This is a genomic window from Trinickia sp. (genome assembly GCF_051954495.1).
GTDB lineage: Bacteria > Pseudomonadota > Gammaproteobacteria > Burkholderiales > Burkholderiaceae > Trinickia.
Map to the genome: position 1 here is coordinate 19,386 of NZ_JBQCHR010000083.1, position 15,761 is coordinate 35,146.

The following is a 15,761-nucleotide window of genomic DNA, read 5'->3' on the forward strand; positions in this document are numbered from 1 at the left end:
GGCGCATTGGCGCGCCGATCCAACGTGAGGAACAGGCTATGCCGCGAGTCACCGTCGTACGATACATCGTGAAACCCGAATACGCGGAGGAAAACGAGGCGCTAGCGCGCGCCGTATTCGCCGAACTCGAGGAACTCAAACCGCAAGGCGTTTCATACGCGCTCTTCAGAGACGGCCGCGCATTCCTGCATCTGTTCGTGAATGCGCAAGCCGACGAAGCGGACGTATTGACCGGCCTGCCCGCCTTCAAGGCCTATCAGGCGCAAATCAGGGAGCGTTGCGAAAACCCGCCCGACGTCCAGCGCAGCGCCATGACGTTGCTGGAGGCCTACGGGTTATCGGCTGCTCAGCGGTAGCGAGCAAGGGCAGCCGCCGGCTCGGCCGGAGTGCTGGGCGCGGCCGTTTCGGACAACTCGAGCAAATGCGCGTCATGCGCCTTCAAAAAGGCCAGCAGCCGCGACCCATAGTCGGGCATGACCGCGCCTTGCACGCTGGGCCGCTCCGCAAGCACACGCCGCCACGCGCGAACCTTCGGCGTCTGCTCGAAGACTCGCGTGTCGGTCAGCGTATCGAACACGTCGAAGTACCGAAAGATCGGTGCGAACGCAGCATCGACGAGTGAGAAGGCGCGCCCCGAGAAAAATGGCCCTCCGCTAAGTTCGCCTTCCACCCGCGCGAACTTGTCCGCCAACGCTCGCCGCTTCGTTTCATAGGTCTGCGCATCGACGGCCGTTTCGAAATGCCAAAGATCCGCCAAGATGGACGAGGCAAATTCGATCCAACTGCGATGCCGTGCGCGTTCCAGCGGATCGGCCGGATGTAGCGTGCGACCCGTTTCGGCATCCTCGAGGTACTCGCAGATCACGGCGCTTTCGAACACCACCGACGCAGAATCGGCGGCATCGTCGCTCCGTACGAGCAGCAGCGGCACCTTCCCGAGCGGCGACATTGCTTTGAACCATGCGGGCTTGTCGGCTAGATCGACATACCGCCGCTCGAACGCAATGTGTTTTTCGCTCAGCGCGATCGCGGCGCGCTGCACATACGGGCACAGCGCATGGCTGACGAGCGTGTAGCGCGGCGCGACGGTCTCGCCCATCATGCCGCCACCTTCAGGCCTTCCGCTTTCATCGCTTCCTTCACGGCCGGGCGTTGCGCGACGCGGTCGAGGTAGTTGCGCACGTGCGCGAACGCGGAAAGATCGACGTGGACGAGCTTGGACCAACTCACGATCGTGAAAAGATAGGCATCCGCGACGCTGAACCGTTCTCCCAAGAGAAACGGCCCGCCGGCGGCCAAATGCGCGTCGACGAAGGCGAGTCGCTCGGCGATCTTCTTGCGCGCGACCGTTTGCGCTTGCTCCCCGTACTCGGCATGAAACAGCCAAGGGCTGTACATCTTGTGCAACTCGGTGCCGATGAAATTCAGCCACGATTGCACCTGCACGCGCGCCAGCGTCCCAGCCGCTGGCGCGAGCCCGCTTTCGGGCTTCAAGTCCGCCAGGTATTGCACGATAGCCGGGCCTTCCGTCAGAAGCGTGCCGTCGTCGAGTTCCAGCGCGGGGACGTAGCCGTTCGGATTCACCGTCGAAAAATCGATGCCGGAGGCCGTTGTGTGCGGCGTTTTGCCGAGGCTGACCCGCTCGAGATCCAAGGGGATACCGGCTTCGACGGCGACGATATGCGGTGACAGCGAACAAGCACCTGCGGAGTAGTAGAGCTTCAAGGGTAGCCTCGTTTCGTGTTGTGTCGATTGGAGTGGAGACGACGCGCCAAGAATAGGCTATGCGACTACGCAAAGTCCATTGTGCAAACGCCGCCATTGCTTGCAACGATGCAAGCCTTCATTTAACGTTCCGGCATGAACGATTGGAACGAATTGCGGCTCGTGCTCGCCGTGCATCGGGCAGCTAACTTGGCCGCCGCCGCGCAACAGCTGAATATCGATCACTCCACGGCGTTTCGCCGCCTCAAGGCGCTCGAGACGCGGCTCGGCGTGCGGCTGTTCGAGCGGCTGTCAGGTGGAATCTATCAAGCGACCGAGGCTGGGCAGCGCATGGCTGCCGCTGCCGAGCGCATGGAGGACGAGGCGCTCGCGCTCGACCGCGACCTCACGGGCCGCGATCACCGGTTAAGCGGGCGGTTGCGCGTGACTTCGTCGGAAACGCTCGCCTACAGCAGGCTGACACGGCACCTGGCGGCGTTTCGGCAGGCGCATCCGGGCGTCGTCGTCGAACTCGCCATCGACAACCGCGTGCTCAATCTCTCTCGGCGCGAGGCCGACGTTGCGCTGCGGCCCGTGCGCCCACGAGACGGCGATCTGTGGGGGAGACGGCTGGCGCAGATCGCCTGGGCCGTCTACGCCACGCCTGACTATGTGCATCGGCTCGGCGGTCCGCTACCGAGCGTCGACGCGCTCGCGCGACACGCCTTGATTGGCTGGGAGGACGGGACAACAGGCATTCAAGCGGCCGAGTGGCTCGCCAAAGCCGCCCCGCACGATGCCTTCGTCTATCGGGCGAACAGTCTCGTCAATCAACTCGTCGCGGCGCGCTTCGGCCTGGGGCTCGCGTTGCTGCCTTGCTACCTCGGCGACGGCGACACCGCGCTGGTGCGCGCGATGCGCGAGCCCGTGTCCGATCTCGAAGGCGAATTGTGGATCGTCGCCCATCCCGACTTGAAAGGAACGGCGCGCGTACGGGCGTGTTTCGACGTGGTGGGGGAAGGGCTGTCGCGCGAGCGCGACGCATTCGAAGGGCGCGGCGGCGCGCGCGATCTTGCCTATCCGATTTCAAACCCCTAAAGTAGCGTGTCGTCGCAGGTCGTGAATGGCGGTTGTTTCTCAGTCGCCATGGCATACCCTGCGCAAAGGAGATGGCATTCCTCCTTGAACCGCCCAAGGCCCCCGAGGCCGAGGGCTGATGATGCCTACCATTCCCCGATCCGGAATCGGTAGGCGTTCGCTCGTATGTGCCGCCCGCCGTCCGGTTCGATTTGCCACATGCTTCGAATCAGGACCGTCCGTTGATCTACTCGCTTCTCTCCATTTTCATCGGCGCCGGCCTTGGCGCATTGCTGCGCTGGGGATTGAGCCTCGGCCTCAACGCCGTGTTCCCGACGATCCCGCTCGGCACGCTCGCGTCGAACCTGATCGGCGGCTATCTGATCGGCGTCGCCGCCGTGATCTTCGCCGCCAAGGCCGGGCTGCCGCCTGAATGGCGTCTTTTCGTCATTACCGGGTTCATGGGCGGATTGACCACTTTTTCGACCTTTTCGGCCGAAGTCGTCACGTTGGCCTCGCAGGCCCAGTTCGGCTGGGCGCTCGCAGCCGCCGGTCTGCATTTGTTCGGTTCGTTCTCGTTGACGGCGCTAGGGATGTGGACCGCGCGTGTCTGGCTGATGGCAGGCTAACGGCTCGGCATGCCGCGAAGGCCGGTGCGCAGCCGCCGCCGGCGTGGCACGGCGCTCGCTACGGCAACGTCGCCGTTGTGGCATCGGCAGGCAGGAGGCACAATCGAAGCTTGCCGCGTCGGCGTCGGGAGGCCCTATGCAATCCGAGCAATACGTGTTGTTGCGATTTTACGTTCACGAGAACCATCGCGTGCACGGGCGGCCGCTTTGGGAGTGGCTGCTTGCCTGCGCCAAAGGGATGGAGATCATGGGCGGGTCGGCGTTTCGCGCGATGGCCGGGTTCGGCGCTCACCGCGTGCTGCACGAAGACCGATTCTTCGAGCTGCAAGGTTCGCTGACGGTCGAGGTGGAATTCATCGCGACGCAATCGGAGGCGCACAAGCTCGTCGAGCAAGTGTCGAAGGAGAACGTTCGCGCCGTCTACACGGTCATTCCGGCGACGTTCGGCGTCATCGGCGCGGATGCATGAATTGCGCGCGCGAGCGGATTGCTCGCGCCGCCGCCCCCGCTAGATGCCGAACAGCGTGAGCGATACGGCCGCCCGCGTCACCACCATCAGCAACACCTGCACGATGACGAAAAGCAGGATCGGCGAAAGGTCGATGCCGCCCAGGTTCGGGATCACGCGTCGCAGCGGATTCAAGAACGGCGCGGTGAGCTGATACAGAATGGGCATGGCGGGCGAATGCGGATTCAGCCATGAGAGCAGCGCCATCAAAATCGTCAGCCAGATGACGAGGTTGAGCGCCCATTTCAGCATGGTCAGTACCGACACGAGCGCGAGAACCGGTGCGACCGCGAGCGGGTCGACGCCCGCGATCGCCACCATCGCGACGACGTAGACGATCGCGGCCAACAGCGCCGCGACTAAACTCGCCACGTCCACGCGTCGCGCGCTCGGCAGCACGCGCCTTAGCGGCAGCACGAGCCAATTCGTGGCCTGGAAGATCGCGTTCGATACGGGGTTGTACGGCGGCAGGCGCACGACCTGCATCCAGGCGCGCAGTATCAGCGCGGCCCCGAACAACGTGAACACGGTATTGAGCAGAAAGCGGGCAATGTCCCCGAACATCTTCGATCCTTTCCTTCTTTGAGTGTCTTGGCTGGAGTGCCACAGGCGAGGGCGCTAAGCGCCCGACGCCCGCGTCCCTTCGCCGAACGCTAGGTGTCCACCATCGACGGACGAACGTCCAACGTCAAACGTTCGTGACGACTTCGCTGATCAAAATCTGCGGTGCGCTGTCGGTGTAGTTCGGGATGTCCGCGACGAGTTCGCCTGCAACCGGCTCGAACACTTGCTTGAACGCTTCCACCGACTCGAACAGAAAATGGCCCGCCGCGACGAAACTCGGCGCGGAGCCCGGTTCGCCGGCGCTCACGCCCTTGTCGATCGACCATCCCTTCAATGCCGCACCGAAATGCTTCGCGGCGAGCGTCATATGCTTGTCGCGATAGTAGTCGATGTCGAAACGAACATTGTCTCGATATGGGTAGAGGATGCTGACTTTGATCATTCTTGGGTTCTCGTCAGGTTGCTGAAGGGGCTGCGCCGGCGTTCCGACGGCTGACGCCGGTCGTCACCATATCACGGCTTACGGGGCGCTTGCACTTCGCGCGAGGGCGCGCTCGAGCGTGGCCTCGACGGCATCGGTCATCGCGTCGATCGTTGCGGGCGGCTGCGCCCGCCGGCGCACGAGCGACAGCGCGCGGCGCGTGAGCAGCGCGTACAGCGCCGCGTGATCGCCCCCCAACGCTTCGAAGGCCGAGAGCTGCCGTGCCAAGAGTGCCGCGTCGCCCCGCGAAACAGGCCCGGCGACCGCGTTCGACAAGCCTTTGCCGCGCGCGGTTTCAATGGTGCCCGAAAGCATCGGCAGCAGCGCACGCAGCGATTGATCCTCGTTAAAGCCCAGCTTGCGCCAGATGTCGACCGCCTCGCTCAGTGCCGCGAGCGCGAAGCTGGCGGCGTAGTGGGCCGAGCCGTGATAAAGCATCCGGTGTTCGCCCGGAAGCGACAGCACTTCGCAGCCGAGCGAACGGGCGAGGTTTTCAAGGACGGGGGTGAGTTCCGCCGGCGCTTCGATCGTCACCGAGCACCCGGCGATTCGTTCGACGTCGACACGCTCTCCGCTGAACAGATAAAGCGGATGAAACCCGCCGATGAGCGCCCCCCGCGCCTGGGCCGGCGCCAGCACATCCACGCTCGTCGCGCCGCTGCAGTGAACTAGCGCGACCGGCCGTTCGCCTTGGGCATCGAAGCGCAAATTGTTCGCGATCGTACCGATGCTGTCATCGGGAACCGCTAAAAAGACAAGCTCGGAGGCATCGACGACGCTCTGAGCGTCGGCGACCGCGCGGCACTGCGGCACCGCCTGCGCAAGGCGCTGCGCCGATTGCGCCGAACGGCCGGCGACCGCGGCGACGGGGTAGCCCGCGCGGGCGAACCCCACGGCGAGGCAGCGCGCCAAGCGGCCGGCGCCGATGAAGCCGAGACGGGGAAGGGCGGGAAATGTCATGGTCGGACACGGGGTGGCACGGCGAAGCCGCCAGTATGGCGCATCGCGGCGACGGCGGGGCCCTAGCCGGGTGGCCCTATGCGGGCCACCCTTCTCGGGTGGCCCAGTTCGCATACCGCGCCGCGACCCGGTGCGCAACGGGGGTTCGTGCCGATTTTCGCCGATCGGTTTCGGGCGTCGTATTGAGATGCGTGGTCGATGGATGCGCGTTCGGCGCTGCGGTGCGTGCCGGGTTCAAAGCGGTTCGCATTCGTCCGCGCTTTTCGTTCTTCGTTCTTGCGTCGCAGCTATGCATGGGAGGTCACGATGAACGTTTTTTCCTACCGCAAGCATTTGCGGTTCCTCAGCCGCGCTCAGCGGCGCCTTTGGTGGGATCAGAAAAAGCGGCTGACGCCGCGCGTGAAGATCGGGGAGGCATACGTGCCGCCCAGCATCACGCGAGAGTTCACCTACGTCAAAGTCGGATGACGCCCCGCAAGTTCGGCGGCCGTTTCGTGTGGGGCCCCGACGCAACGAATTTGTAATTAAACATTACCGACGGCGCCCGAGCAGCGGAAGGGCAAGCGGTAAAATCGCCCCCTTCGCGCCTCGTCACGGCTGGGCGAGGGGCGGGCGCGCGCCCGGCCGGCGGTGCTGGGTTTGCAATTTGCAACAAATGCCGCGCCCCTTGGCGGTGCTTTTTCTATACATTTGAAGCGTAGGTTGCGGCTCGTGCCGCCGGCGTGTCGTCGGCAAGAGCCCGACATTCGCCAGAGGAACAGTAATGAAAAAGCTCGCTTCGCTGATTGCCGTTGCAGCGCTGAGCGCGGGGTTCGCTGCAACCGCTCAAGCGCACGTCTCGGTCGGCATCGGCATCGGTATTCCCGTGGCGCCGGCGTATCCGGTCTACGCGCCCCCGCCCCCGGTGTACTACGCGCCGCCTCCGCCGGTCGTCTACTCGCCGCCGCCCCCGGTTTATTACGCGCCGCCGCCCGTTTATGTGGGTGGGTACTACGGAGGCGGATACTACGGACGAGGCTACTACGGACGCGGATACTATGGCGGCTGGCATCATCATGGGCATCACTGGTAACAGCCGCACCCCCGCTTGACCGCGGGCGCTGCTTTTGGCCCGACCCCCGACGGCGCAACGCCGGCTTCCCGCCGCGTTGCGCCGTCGGCGTTTACGGTCGTGCGCCGGATCGGGTGGCCGGGCGGCCAATCTCGCAAAACGCAGTCGAAGCTGGGACAATGCGATTTCATCGACTCTCGCCCGCCCTTCGGGCTCCGATCGCCCATGCAAGCGCTTGCACTTCCCACTTTCGACGATGTCGTCGATGCGGCTTCGCGCATCGACGGCGTCGCGCATCGCACGCCCGTTCTGACATCCCGTACCGTCGACGAACGCGTCGGAGCGTCCGTCTTCTTCAAATGCGAAAATTTCCAGCGCATGGGAGCGTTCAAGTTCCGTGGCGCCTACAACGCTATCTCGCATTTCGATAAAGAGGCCCGCGCGGCCGGCGTCATTACGTATTCGTCGGGCAACCATGCGCAGGCGATCGCATTGTCCGCGAAGCTTGCCGGCATCCGCGCGACGATCGTCATGCCGAAGGACGCCCCCGCCGCCAAGGTCGAAGCGACCAAAGGATACGGCGGCGAGATCGTCTTTTACGATCGCTACACGGAAGATCGCGACGCGATCGGCCGGCGTCTCGCGCAAGAGCGCGGCATGACGCTGATCCCGCCGTACGATCATCCGCACGTCATGGCCGGGCAAGGCACCGCCACGAAAGAGTTGATCGAGGAAACGGGGCCGCTCGACGTGCTCGTCGTGTGTCTCGGCGGCGGCGGGCTGCTTTCGGGTTCCGCGTTGTCGGCTGCCGCATTGAGCCCTTCGTGCGAAATCATCGGCGTCGAGCCTGAAGCAGGCAACGACGGCCAGCAGTCGCTCGCGCGCGGCGAGATCGTGCGGATCGACCCGCCGCGCACGATCGCCGACGGCGCCGCCACGCCGTTTCTCGGCAACTATACGTTCCCCGTCATCCAGCGGCTCGTGTCGAAGATCGAAACGGTCAGCGATGCGCAACTGATCGAAACGATGCGCTTTTTCGCGCAGCGGATGAAGATGGTCGTCGAGCCCACGGGCTGTCTCGCCGCCGCGGCCGTCATGCACGGCATCGTGCCGGTCAAGGGCAAGCGTGTGGGTGTGCTGATCAGCGGCGGCAACGTCGATTTGCCGCGTTACGCGGAATACTTGGGGTAGCGGGTCGCCGGAGGGGGCGGTGGCCGGCGCGCAGGCGCCCCCAATCTGGGAATTAGACGACGGTGCGCGACGCGTGCACGACGAGGTCCCGGTAGCCGTCGATGATCACGCTGTACGACAGATACGCGAACAGCAACGCCGAAACGATATGACACCCGCGCAGCAGCGAGGCGCCGGCGTGCTTTCTGCCTTGCGTGGCGAGCGTGCAGATGAAGATCGTCCACGCGAGCCCGCCTAGAAAAAAGCCCCCTAGAAACAGCGATGCGGCGCCCCTGCTAGTCGCGCCGGCTTTGGCGATGAGCGCGCCTCCGACTGCCGCGAACCAAAGAATCGCCGAAGGCGACGACATGGCTAACGCGACGCCGCGAGCGAACCCCCGCCTCGCGCCCGTGTCGAGTTCGGGCGCGGCCGCGCCTGCCGGCGGCGCGGGCGAAAGTGCTTCGCGCGCCATCTTCCATGTCAAGAACAGCAGCATCGCGGCGCCGCCGATCCAAACGATCCACCGCACGGCATCGAACTTCAGCAGCGCGGACATGCCGGCGAGTGCAAGCGCGGCATACACCAGATCGCCGATGCACGAGCCCAGCCCGAGCCAGAAGCCGGGTTTGAAACCGTGCGAAAGCGTGCGCGAAAGGATCGCGACGTTCACGATGCCGATGTCCAGACACAACGAGAGCGAGAGAAAAAAGCCGTTCGATACGACCGATGCGGGATGCATGCTGAGGGTGGCGCTATCTATATAGAGAGAAGAAGTGCGCGGCGGCGTCCAAGGCCGTCGCCGCAAAGGCGGTTGGCCGCCACGCCGTGTCGCTATGGGGCGCTGCCTGTCAATGGCGGCGTTGCGCGGTTATCGATTCGGCTGGCGTGCAAGCGGGACTGTAATCTCGATTCGGCCGACTTCGAGCCCGACCGTATTCTTGATCGTCGGCGCGCGAAATGCGTCGAGCCGCGCGCGCTGCTCGGGCGTGCCGATGCCGAGCTGATGGAGCAGCTCGGTGACGATCGCCGTCAAAATCGCGCCGTTGCCGTCTTCGACCTTGACCGCCAAGCCGATCGGCCCAACAACGCCGTCAATGGCATGCGCGCCGGCGCGCACGCCCAAACCGTAGCTGCCTTCGGCCCCGACTTTACCCACGACGCTGCCTTCGAACGCGCTCATCAGGGCTGTGCAATATCGGCCGTTGCCCGCGACGAGTTCCGGGTAGGCCGTCATAGCACGACAGATGCGCGAGAGCGCCGCTTCGCGAGGTGAAGTGGCGGACGGCAGGTCCGCGGCGGCGAGCTTCATGAACAAGCGCGCGAGGCGGTCGAGCGCAAAGCTCGGCGTCGGCAGGTTGCAGCCGTCGATGCCCCACGTCACATCGGCTTCGTTCAAATCGACGAGTTCCGCGAGCGTGCGCTTGACCTGCCGCTGCAGCGGATGTTCGGGGCGTTCGTAGTCTTTCGTCGACTGACCCATCGCGAGCGCCGCCGCGAGCATGCCGGCGTGCTTGCCCGAGCAATTGCTGCACGCGGGCGTGGGGGTGAAGTCGCGCTTGATCCAGCTGCGCCACACTTCGTCGGAAATCGGCGGATGTCCGCCGCATCGCAGGTCGCGCTCGCTGACGTGCGCTTTGGCGAGCATCGCACGGGCACGCTCGATGTGACGCTCCTCGCTGCTGTGCGATGCGCACATCAGGGCGAGATCGGCTTCGTCGAAGCCGAAACGCTCGAGGGCGCCCGTTTCGAGGACGGCCAGCGCTTGCGCGGGTTTCACGGCCGAGCGTGGAAGCGTGAGCCGATGCGGGTCGCCGAAGCTATACAGTAGGCGGCCCGCGCCGTCGACGACGGCGACGTGCGCGAAGTGCCGGTTTTCCACGGCCGGGCCGCGGTAGCTCGTGGCGGCGACTTGAGCTTGCAATGCGAGAGCGTCGTTCATGTCGTTCGGTTCCATTCCTATCGAGGTGCGCGCCGCGTGGGCTCAGCGGCCGAGCCCCAGTCGTTCGTACAGCGCGTCGACGCGCGTCTTCACGGCGGCGTCCATCGCGATTGGGCGGCCCCATTCGCGATCGGTTTCGCCAGGCCATTTGTTGGTGGCGTCGAGCCCCATCTTCGAGCCGAGGCCCGCGACGGGGGAGGCGAAATCGAGATAATCGATCGGCGTGCGTTCCACGAGCACGGTATCGCGCGCCGGGTCGACGCGCGTCGTGATTGCCCAAATCACTTCTTTCCAATCGCGCACGTCGACATCTTCATCGACGACGACGATGAACTTCGTGTACATGAACTGCCGCAGGAAGCTCCACACGCCGAACATCACGCGCTTCGCGTGCCCGGCGTAGCTCTTCTTCATCTGCACGATGGCCATTCGATAGCTGCAGCCTTCGGGCGGCAGGTAGAAATCGGTGATCTCCGGAAACTGCTTTTGCAAGAGCGGCACGAACACTTCGTTGAGCGCGACGCCGAGCATGGCGGGCTCGTCGGGTGGTTTGCCCGTGTACGTGGAGTGGTAGATCGCGTCGCGCCGCATGGTGATCCGATCGACGGTGAAGACGGGGAACCACTCCTGTTCGTTGTAGTACCCCGTATGGTCGCCATAAGGGCCTTCCAGCGCGTGCTCGTAGCCCGCGCCGGCGCCTTGCGACGGGCGCGGCGGGGCGCCTGCGGGCGCCACGCCCGGTGCGCCCTCTTGCGGGTAGATGAATCCTTCGAGCACGATTTCGGCGCGGGCAGGCACTTGCAGCGTGTCGACGCCGGGCGTGAGGCAACGTGCGAGTTCGGTGCGCGCACCGCGCAAGAGGCCGGCGAATTGATACTCCGAGAGCGTGTCCGGGACGGGCGTCACGGCCCCGAGGATGGTAGCCGGATCGGCCCCGAGCACGACGGCGACCGGGTAAGGCTTGCCCGGATTGGCCATGGCGAACTCGCGAAAATCGAGCGCTCCGCCGCGATGAGCGAGCCAGCGCATGATGAGTTTGTTGCGTCCGATCAGCTGCTGGCGGTAGATGCCGAGGTTTTGCCGCGGCTTGTTGGGCCCGCGCGTGACCGTCAGCCCCCACGTGACGAGCGGGGCGGCGTCTTCGGGCCAGCATGTTTGAATGGGCAGGCGAGCCAGATCGACGTCGGCGCCTTCCCAGACGATCTCTTGGCAAGGGGGCGCGTTGACCGTTTTCGGCGCCATGTCCCAAACCGCCTTGGCGAGCGTGAACAGCTTGCCCGCATCCTTGAGCCCCTTCGGAGGCTCGGGTTCCTTCAATGCCGACAGCAACCGCCCGACATCGCGAAGCGACCGCAGCGCGGCGCCTTCCTCGGCGGCCGCCGTTTCGTCGATGCCCATGCCGAGCGCGATCCGGCGCGTCGTGCCGAACAGATTGCCGAGCACGGGCATCGTATGGTTCGAGGGCGCCTCGAACAGCAGCGCCGGCCCACCGGCGCGCAACACGCGGTCGCACAGTTCCGTCATCTCGAGCACCGGCGAGACATGCTCGGGTACGCGCCGCAAGTCGCCCGATGCTTCGAGCCGACCGATGAAGTCTCGCAAATCCCTATATTTCATAAGTTGGTGGTGAACCGACGATGTCCCGTGGCGACCCGGAGCACCATGCCCCGGAGCGGGCAGGCGACGATTTTACCTGCGCCCGGCAAGGAGGTTGGTTCTAGGTCGCGATGAGAAATCGCCGAAACGCGCGCGGGGCGCGGATTTTAGCCCCGCGCAGGCCATCCTTCATTACATTTTGTTATTGTTTTACGATTTTGTAGCATTGACGATCTATAAAAGCCTGCTAGAATCCGTCCCACATTGGCTGCAGGGCCAAGTCGTTTTGAGTTGCACTGCCCCCGCTCCAAGCTCGCGACACGATGTGTCGCATCACCGTACGCCGCCCTGCACGGCGTTCTACGGTCCAAAAGTAGTCTTCCCGCCAGCGCGTTGCCGCTGGCTTTGCGTGAGAGCCACGATGTGCACGCCCCACAAGGCGTGCCGCCGGTCCTTGTGCTCCGATGTGGCCCTCCACACGGTGCGTCGCCGTCATGCACGGTAGCGTGCCGTATCCCGGCGTTGCCGAGAGTCCCCAACCAAGGCTCGCGACGCCTTGGCTCGCTCGAGAGGCGCAATCGCGCCGCAGTACCCCTCGAGACGGGCCATGCTCAATGGGAGAACTGAATGAATACTTGGTTATCGTGGCGTCCCGACGGCAGCTTCGCCCTAGCGGTTCGAAGCGCACTGCGCCGTGGGACGCGTGTCAGTCACCATCTGTTCAGCGTCGTCGGCGCATGCGCCGTTCTCGTTGCTTTGACGCTCTGGTTGTTGCCCACCGTCCGCGGCACCTTCGCCGCGCGGTTGATGCCGTTCATCTCCGCTGCCGTGCAGGCGGGCCCCGCGCGCCTGCTGAGCGGGCATCCGTTGCCGGCATTCGGCCCGGCAACGCCCGACACTGCGGACGATGCGCCCAGCGCCATCCCGGGCATGGACAACGCAAGCTACGACGGCGCGTTCGACGGCAGCGGGGCCAGCGGTCTCGCGCTGGCGGGCGCCGCCCCGGCCGTCGAGACGCATTTGCCGACGAGCCTGACGCCGTCGAACCTGTATTTGCTCGCGAAAATGATTTCGTCGCAGCACGTCGCGGCCGATGCGCGCGACGACCGCGTGCTCGTGTCGGCGCGCGAACAATCGCTCGTCACGTCGTACCTGGCCCGCCGCTATCACGTGGCCCAAGAGCCCGTGGGCGAACTCGTGAAGGCCGCCTTCGACACAGGGCGCCAAGTTGGGCTGGATCCGCTGCTGCTGCTCGCCGTCATGGCGATCGAATCGGGCTTCAACCCCTACGCCGAAAGCGGCGTCGGCGCCAAGGGGCTCATGCAAGTCATGTCGAAGGTCCATTCCGACAAGTTCCAGTACTTCGGTGGTCCGGGCGCGGCCCTCGAGCCGCTGGCCAACATTACGGTTGGCGCCGTCGTCCTGAAGGACTGCATCGCGCGCGGCGGCTCGCTCGCCGACGGCTTGCGGCTGTACGTCGGATCGACCTCGCCCGACGACGGCGGCTACGGCGCCAAGGTGATGGCCGAGCGGGGCCGGCTGCGCGACGTGGCGCGCGGCCGCTCGGTGCCGATCAACGCACCGCAGGCGCCGCAAACGCCGGTGGTGGTGGCGACCAAGCGCGTTCAGGTGGCGCTCAACAGCGGCCATCCGTCGGCCGCCGAGGCGAAGACGAACGCAACCGGAACGTCCACGCCGGCATCGTCGGGTTCCGATGATGCCGCCGCCAACGCGAGTGCACCGCGGCACGGTGGTCAGGCGGAGCTTGGGGCGTAAGCCGATCGAGTTCCGAGCTGCGATGGATACAAAAATGGGCGCCTTCGGGCGCCCATTTTTTCGACTTCATTTTTCGATGCACTGTATCGACGAGGTCGAAGATGGCCCCGCCGCGCGCCCTTTGCGCTCAATGCCCAAACAGTCTAGCCAGACGCTCGACCGCTTCTTCCAGTGACGCATAGGCGGTTGCATACGACAACCGGATATGCTCGCGCGGGGCGTGCGCGCCGAAGTCGAGGCCCGGCACGAGCACGACGCCGGCATCGTGCAGCATGGCTTTCGTCAGCGCGGCGCTGTCGCCCGCGGCAGGATGCGGAACGCCGCGACAGTTGGCATAGACGTAGAACGCGCCGTCGGGAATGACCGGGACCGAGAATCCGAGCCGTTCGAGCGCCGGCACGATGAAGTCGCGCCGACGCTTGAATTCGAGGCGGCGCCCTTCGTAGATGGCGATCGTTTCGGGCTCGAAGCAGGCGAGGGCTGCGTGCTGCGCGAGCGCGGACGCGCAGATGAACAGGTTTTGCGCGAGCTTTTCGAACGCGCCGATCATCGACGGCGGCACCACGAGCCAGCCCAGTCGCCACCCGGTCATGTTGAAGTACTTCGAGAAGCTGTTGACGGTGACCACATCGTCGCCGAACGAAAGCGCCGAGACGGGCCGGGCATCGTACGACAGCCCTTGATAGATCTCATCGACGATCGTGAAGCCGCCGCGTGCGCGCACGGCCTTGACGATGCGCTCGAGTTCAGCCGGTTCGATCGACGTGCCCGTCGGGTTCGAAGGCGACGCGAGCAGCACGCCGCGGGTTCGCTCGTTCCACAGGCGTTCGATGTCGGCGGCCGTCAGCTGAAAGCGTGCTTCGGGTCCGCTCGGCACGAGCACGGGCTTGCCTTCGGTCGCCGCCACGAAGTGGCGATTGCAAGGGTACGACGGGTCGGGCATCAGGACTTCGTCGTCGCGGTCGACCAGCGCCGCGCAGGCGAGCAGCAAAGCGGCCGACGCGCCGGCCGTGATGACGATGCGGGCGGGATCGACAGTGAGCCCGTAGCTGCGCTGGTAGTACGCGGCGATGGCTTCGCGCAGCGGCGCGATGCCGAGCGCGCCCGTGTATTGCGTCACGCCGCGCCGCAGCGCTTGCGCGGCCGCTTCGACGACAGGCTCGGGGGCCGTGAAATCCGGCTCGCCGATGCCCATGTGAATGATGCGGCGCCCGGCCTGTTCCAGCTGGCGGGCTTCCTTGGCGAGCTCCATGACGTAGAACGGAGCGATTGCGTCCACGCGCGACGCCAGCTTCATGAGCGGTTCTGCGGCGAAATTCATGATTTGCGTTTCCGATCGACGCGGGCCGGGGTAGCGGCGCACGCGCGAAAGCAATAACGGGCAGGGCTTAGCGGTTCGCGCGGCCCGCCTGCGATTCCGTGGCCCGCAGGTTCAGTGCGAGTTTGTCCAGTACACCGTTGACGTACTTGTAGCCGTCCGAACCGCCGAACGTCTTGGCGAGCTCGACCGCTTCGTTGATCACGACGCGATACGGAATTTCCACGTGATGCTTGAACTCGAACGCGGCCACGAGCAGCACGGCCCGCTCGACGGGCGAGAGCTGCTCGATCGGCCGATCGAGGCAGGGCGTGAGGTCGCTGGACAGCGCCTCGTTCTCGCGGATCACGCCGTGCAGCAGCGTGTCGAGATGCTCGTGATCCGCTTTGTCGAAGCCTTGCGCCCCGCGCAATTGGGCGTCGATTTCACCGGCGGGCGCACCCGACAGCAGCCACTGATACAGCCCCTGCGTGGCCAATTCGCGGGAGCGTCGGCGGGCGCTCTTCATGCTTCGTCCTCTTCTTCGTCTTCGTCGTCTTCATCGCCGCCGAGCTGTTCGAGCGCGACCGACAGGTTCGCCATCTCGACGGCCACGCGGGCGGCGTCGCGGCCTTTTTCGGTCATGCGCGCGACCGCTTGCTCGTCCGTTTCGGTCGTGAGCACGCCATTGGCGACGGGAATGCCGAAGTCGAGCCCAATGCGCGTGACGCCCGCGCCGCTCTCGTTGGACACGAGTTCGAAGTGATACGTTTCGCCGCGGATGACGGCGCCGAGCGCGATCAGCGCGTCGAACTGGCCGCTCTCGGCCAGCTTTTGCAAGGCGAGCGGGATTTCCAGCGCGCCGGGCACCGTGACGAGCAGCACGTCTTCGCCCGCGACGCCAAGGCGCTCGAGTTCTTCGATGCAAGCGTCGACGAGGCCGTTGCAGACGGGCTCGTTAAAGCGCGATTGAACGACGCCGATGCGTAGGCCGTCGCCGTCGAGGTTC

At 65.2% G+C, this 15,761-nt stretch carries 19 protein-coding genes and 1 riboswitch; of the genes, 8 read left to right on the forward strand and 11 right to left on the reverse strand.

What is annotated here, in order from left to right; translation table 11 throughout:
* Positions 1–38 precede the first annotated feature (38 nt).
* Entirely contained in the window at positions 39–356 is a 318-nt protein-coding gene (locus ACTHNR_RS11735) for a hypothetical protein (protein WP_440547788.1), read from the forward strand.
* On the opposite strand, the gene ACTHNR_RS11740 is transcribed toward ACTHNR_RS11735, so the two are convergent.
* Together ACTHNR_RS11740 and gstA are read right to left on the reverse strand one after the other, a co-directional pair.
* Entirely contained in the window at positions 347–1,102 is a 756-nt protein-coding gene (locus ACTHNR_RS11740; RefSeq protein WP_440547789.1) for a glutathione S-transferase family protein, read from the reverse strand. The two genes, ACTHNR_RS11735 and ACTHNR_RS11740, sit on opposite strands and share 10 nt — an antisense overlap.
* Positions 1,099–1,725 carry a glutathione transferase GstA gene (gene gstA, locus ACTHNR_RS11745; protein ID WP_440547790.1) on the reverse strand — a complete coding sequence of 209 codons (627 nt, stop codon included), beginning with the start codon at positions 1,723–1,725 and terminating at the stop codon, positions 1,099–1,101. The genes ACTHNR_RS11740 and gstA overlap by 4 nt, the downstream gene beginning before the upstream one ends.
* Before the next feature lie 135 nt (positions 1,726–1,860).
* Here gstA and ACTHNR_RS11750 point away from each other — a divergent pair, with 135 nt between their 5' ends.
* From ACTHNR_RS11750 to ACTHNR_RS11760, 3 genes are all read left to right on the forward strand, one after another.
* Complete coding sequence (locus tag ACTHNR_RS11750) at positions 1,861–2,802, forward strand: LysR family transcriptional regulator (protein WP_440547791.1); 942 nt, start codon at positions 1,861–1,863, stop codon at positions 2,800–2,802.
* 58 nt (positions 2,803–2,860) lie between these two features.
* Positions 2,861–2,937: riboswitch (Fluoride riboswitch) on the forward strand.
* An 86-nt stretch (positions 2,938–3,023) separates the two neighbouring features.
* Positions 3,024–3,410 (forward strand): fluoride efflux transporter CrcB, encoded by a 387-nt coding sequence (gene crcB, locus ACTHNR_RS11755; RefSeq protein ID WP_440547792.1) that lies wholly within the window; start codon positions 3,024–3,026, stop codon positions 3,408–3,410.
* Positions 3,411–3,546: 136 nt separating this feature from the next.
* Positions 3,547–3,879, forward strand: coding sequence for a DUF190 domain-containing protein (locus ACTHNR_RS11760; RefSeq protein ID WP_440547793.1), 333 nt, complete (start codon positions 3,547–3,549; stop codon positions 3,877–3,879).
* A 39-nt stretch (positions 3,880–3,918) separates the two neighbouring features.
* Here the strand turns inward: ACTHNR_RS11760 and ACTHNR_RS11765 are convergent, their stop codons facing one another.
* From ACTHNR_RS11765 to ACTHNR_RS11775, 3 genes are all read right to left on the reverse strand, one after another.
* Complete coding sequence (locus ACTHNR_RS11765; RefSeq protein ID WP_440547794.1) at positions 3,919–4,482, reverse strand: YggT family protein; 564 nt, start codon at positions 4,480–4,482, stop codon at positions 3,919–3,921.
* A gap of 124 nt (positions 4,483–4,606) precedes the next feature.
* Entirely contained in the window at positions 4,607–4,924 is a 318-nt protein-coding gene (locus ACTHNR_RS11770) for an EthD family reductase (protein WP_440547795.1), read from the reverse strand.
* A gap of 78 nt (positions 4,925–5,002) precedes the next feature.
* Positions 5,003–5,923, reverse strand: coding sequence for a Rossmann-like and DUF2520 domain-containing protein (locus ACTHNR_RS11775; RefSeq protein WP_440547796.1), 921 nt, complete (start codon positions 5,921–5,923; stop codon positions 5,003–5,005).
* A 306-nt stretch (positions 5,924–6,229) separates the two neighbouring features.
* On the opposite strand from ACTHNR_RS11775, the gene ACTHNR_RS11780 reads away from it, so the two are divergent.
* The 3 genes from ACTHNR_RS11780 to ACTHNR_RS11790 all read left to right on the forward strand — a co-directional run bounded on the left by ACTHNR_RS11780 (position 6,230) and on the right by ACTHNR_RS11790 (position 8,165).
* A complete protein-coding gene (locus ACTHNR_RS11780; RefSeq protein WP_162878086.1) occupies positions 6,230–6,391 on the forward strand; it encodes a hypothetical protein in 162 nt (53 codons plus the stop codon).
* Positions 6,392–6,686: 295 nt separating this feature from the next.
* Positions 6,687–6,995, forward strand: a complete 309-nt coding sequence (locus ACTHNR_RS11785; protein ID WP_440547797.1) for a hypothetical protein — start codon at positions 6,687–6,689, stop codon at positions 6,993–6,995.
* A gap of 204 nt (positions 6,996–7,199) precedes the next feature.
* On the forward strand, positions 7,200–8,165 hold the full coding sequence (locus tag ACTHNR_RS11790; RefSeq protein ID WP_440547798.1) for a threo-3-hydroxy-L-aspartate ammonia-lyase: 966 nt from the start codon (positions 7,200–7,202) through the stop codon (positions 8,163–8,165).
* Between the two features lie 52 nt (positions 8,166–8,217).
* Here the strand turns inward: ACTHNR_RS11790 and ACTHNR_RS11795 are convergent, their stop codons facing one another.
* The 3 genes from ACTHNR_RS11795 to ACTHNR_RS11805 form a co-directional block, all read right to left on the reverse strand.
* Positions 8,218–8,883, reverse strand: coding sequence for a LysE family translocator (locus ACTHNR_RS11795; protein ID WP_440547799.1), 666 nt, complete (start codon positions 8,881–8,883; stop codon positions 8,218–8,220).
* A 129-nt stretch (positions 8,884–9,012) separates the two neighbouring features.
* Positions 9,013–10,098: an asparaginase gene (locus ACTHNR_RS11800; protein WP_440547800.1), complete on the reverse strand. Its 1,086-nt coding sequence runs from the start codon at positions 10,096–10,098 to the stop codon at positions 9,013–9,015.
* 27 nt (positions 10,099–10,125) lie between these two features.
* Positions 10,126–11,700, reverse strand: coding sequence for a UbiD family decarboxylase (locus ACTHNR_RS11805; RefSeq protein ID WP_440547801.1), 1,575 nt, complete (start codon positions 11,698–11,700; stop codon positions 10,126–10,128).
* A 606-nt stretch (positions 11,701–12,306) separates the two neighbouring features.
* Between ACTHNR_RS11805 and ACTHNR_RS11810 the strand changes: the two genes are divergently transcribed.
* The gene (locus ACTHNR_RS11810) at positions 12,307–13,455 is read left to right on the forward strand and encodes a transglycosylase SLT domain-containing protein (RefSeq protein ID WP_440547802.1); all 1,149 of its coding nucleotides are present in this window, start codon (positions 12,307–12,309) and stop codon (positions 13,453–13,455) included.
* Between the two features lie 127 nt (positions 13,456–13,582).
* On the opposite strand, the gene ACTHNR_RS11815 is transcribed toward ACTHNR_RS11810, so the two are convergent.
* From ACTHNR_RS11815 to ribH, 3 genes are all read right to left on the reverse strand, one after another.
* Complete coding sequence (locus ACTHNR_RS11815; RefSeq protein WP_440547803.1) at positions 13,583–14,776, reverse strand: pyridoxal phosphate-dependent aminotransferase; 1,194 nt, start codon at positions 14,774–14,776, stop codon at positions 13,583–13,585.
* Positions 14,777–14,843: 67 nt separating this feature from the next.
* On the reverse strand, positions 14,844–15,281 hold the full coding sequence (nusB, locus tag ACTHNR_RS11820) for a transcription antitermination factor NusB (protein ID WP_440547804.1): 438 nt from the start codon (positions 15,279–15,281) through the stop codon (positions 14,844–14,846).
* On the reverse strand, positions 15,278–15,761 hold a 484-nt coding region (ribH, locus tag ACTHNR_RS11825), incomplete at its 5' end, for a 6,7-dimethyl-8-ribityllumazine synthase (RefSeq protein WP_440547805.1). The genes ribH and nusB, both read right to left, overlap by 4 nt.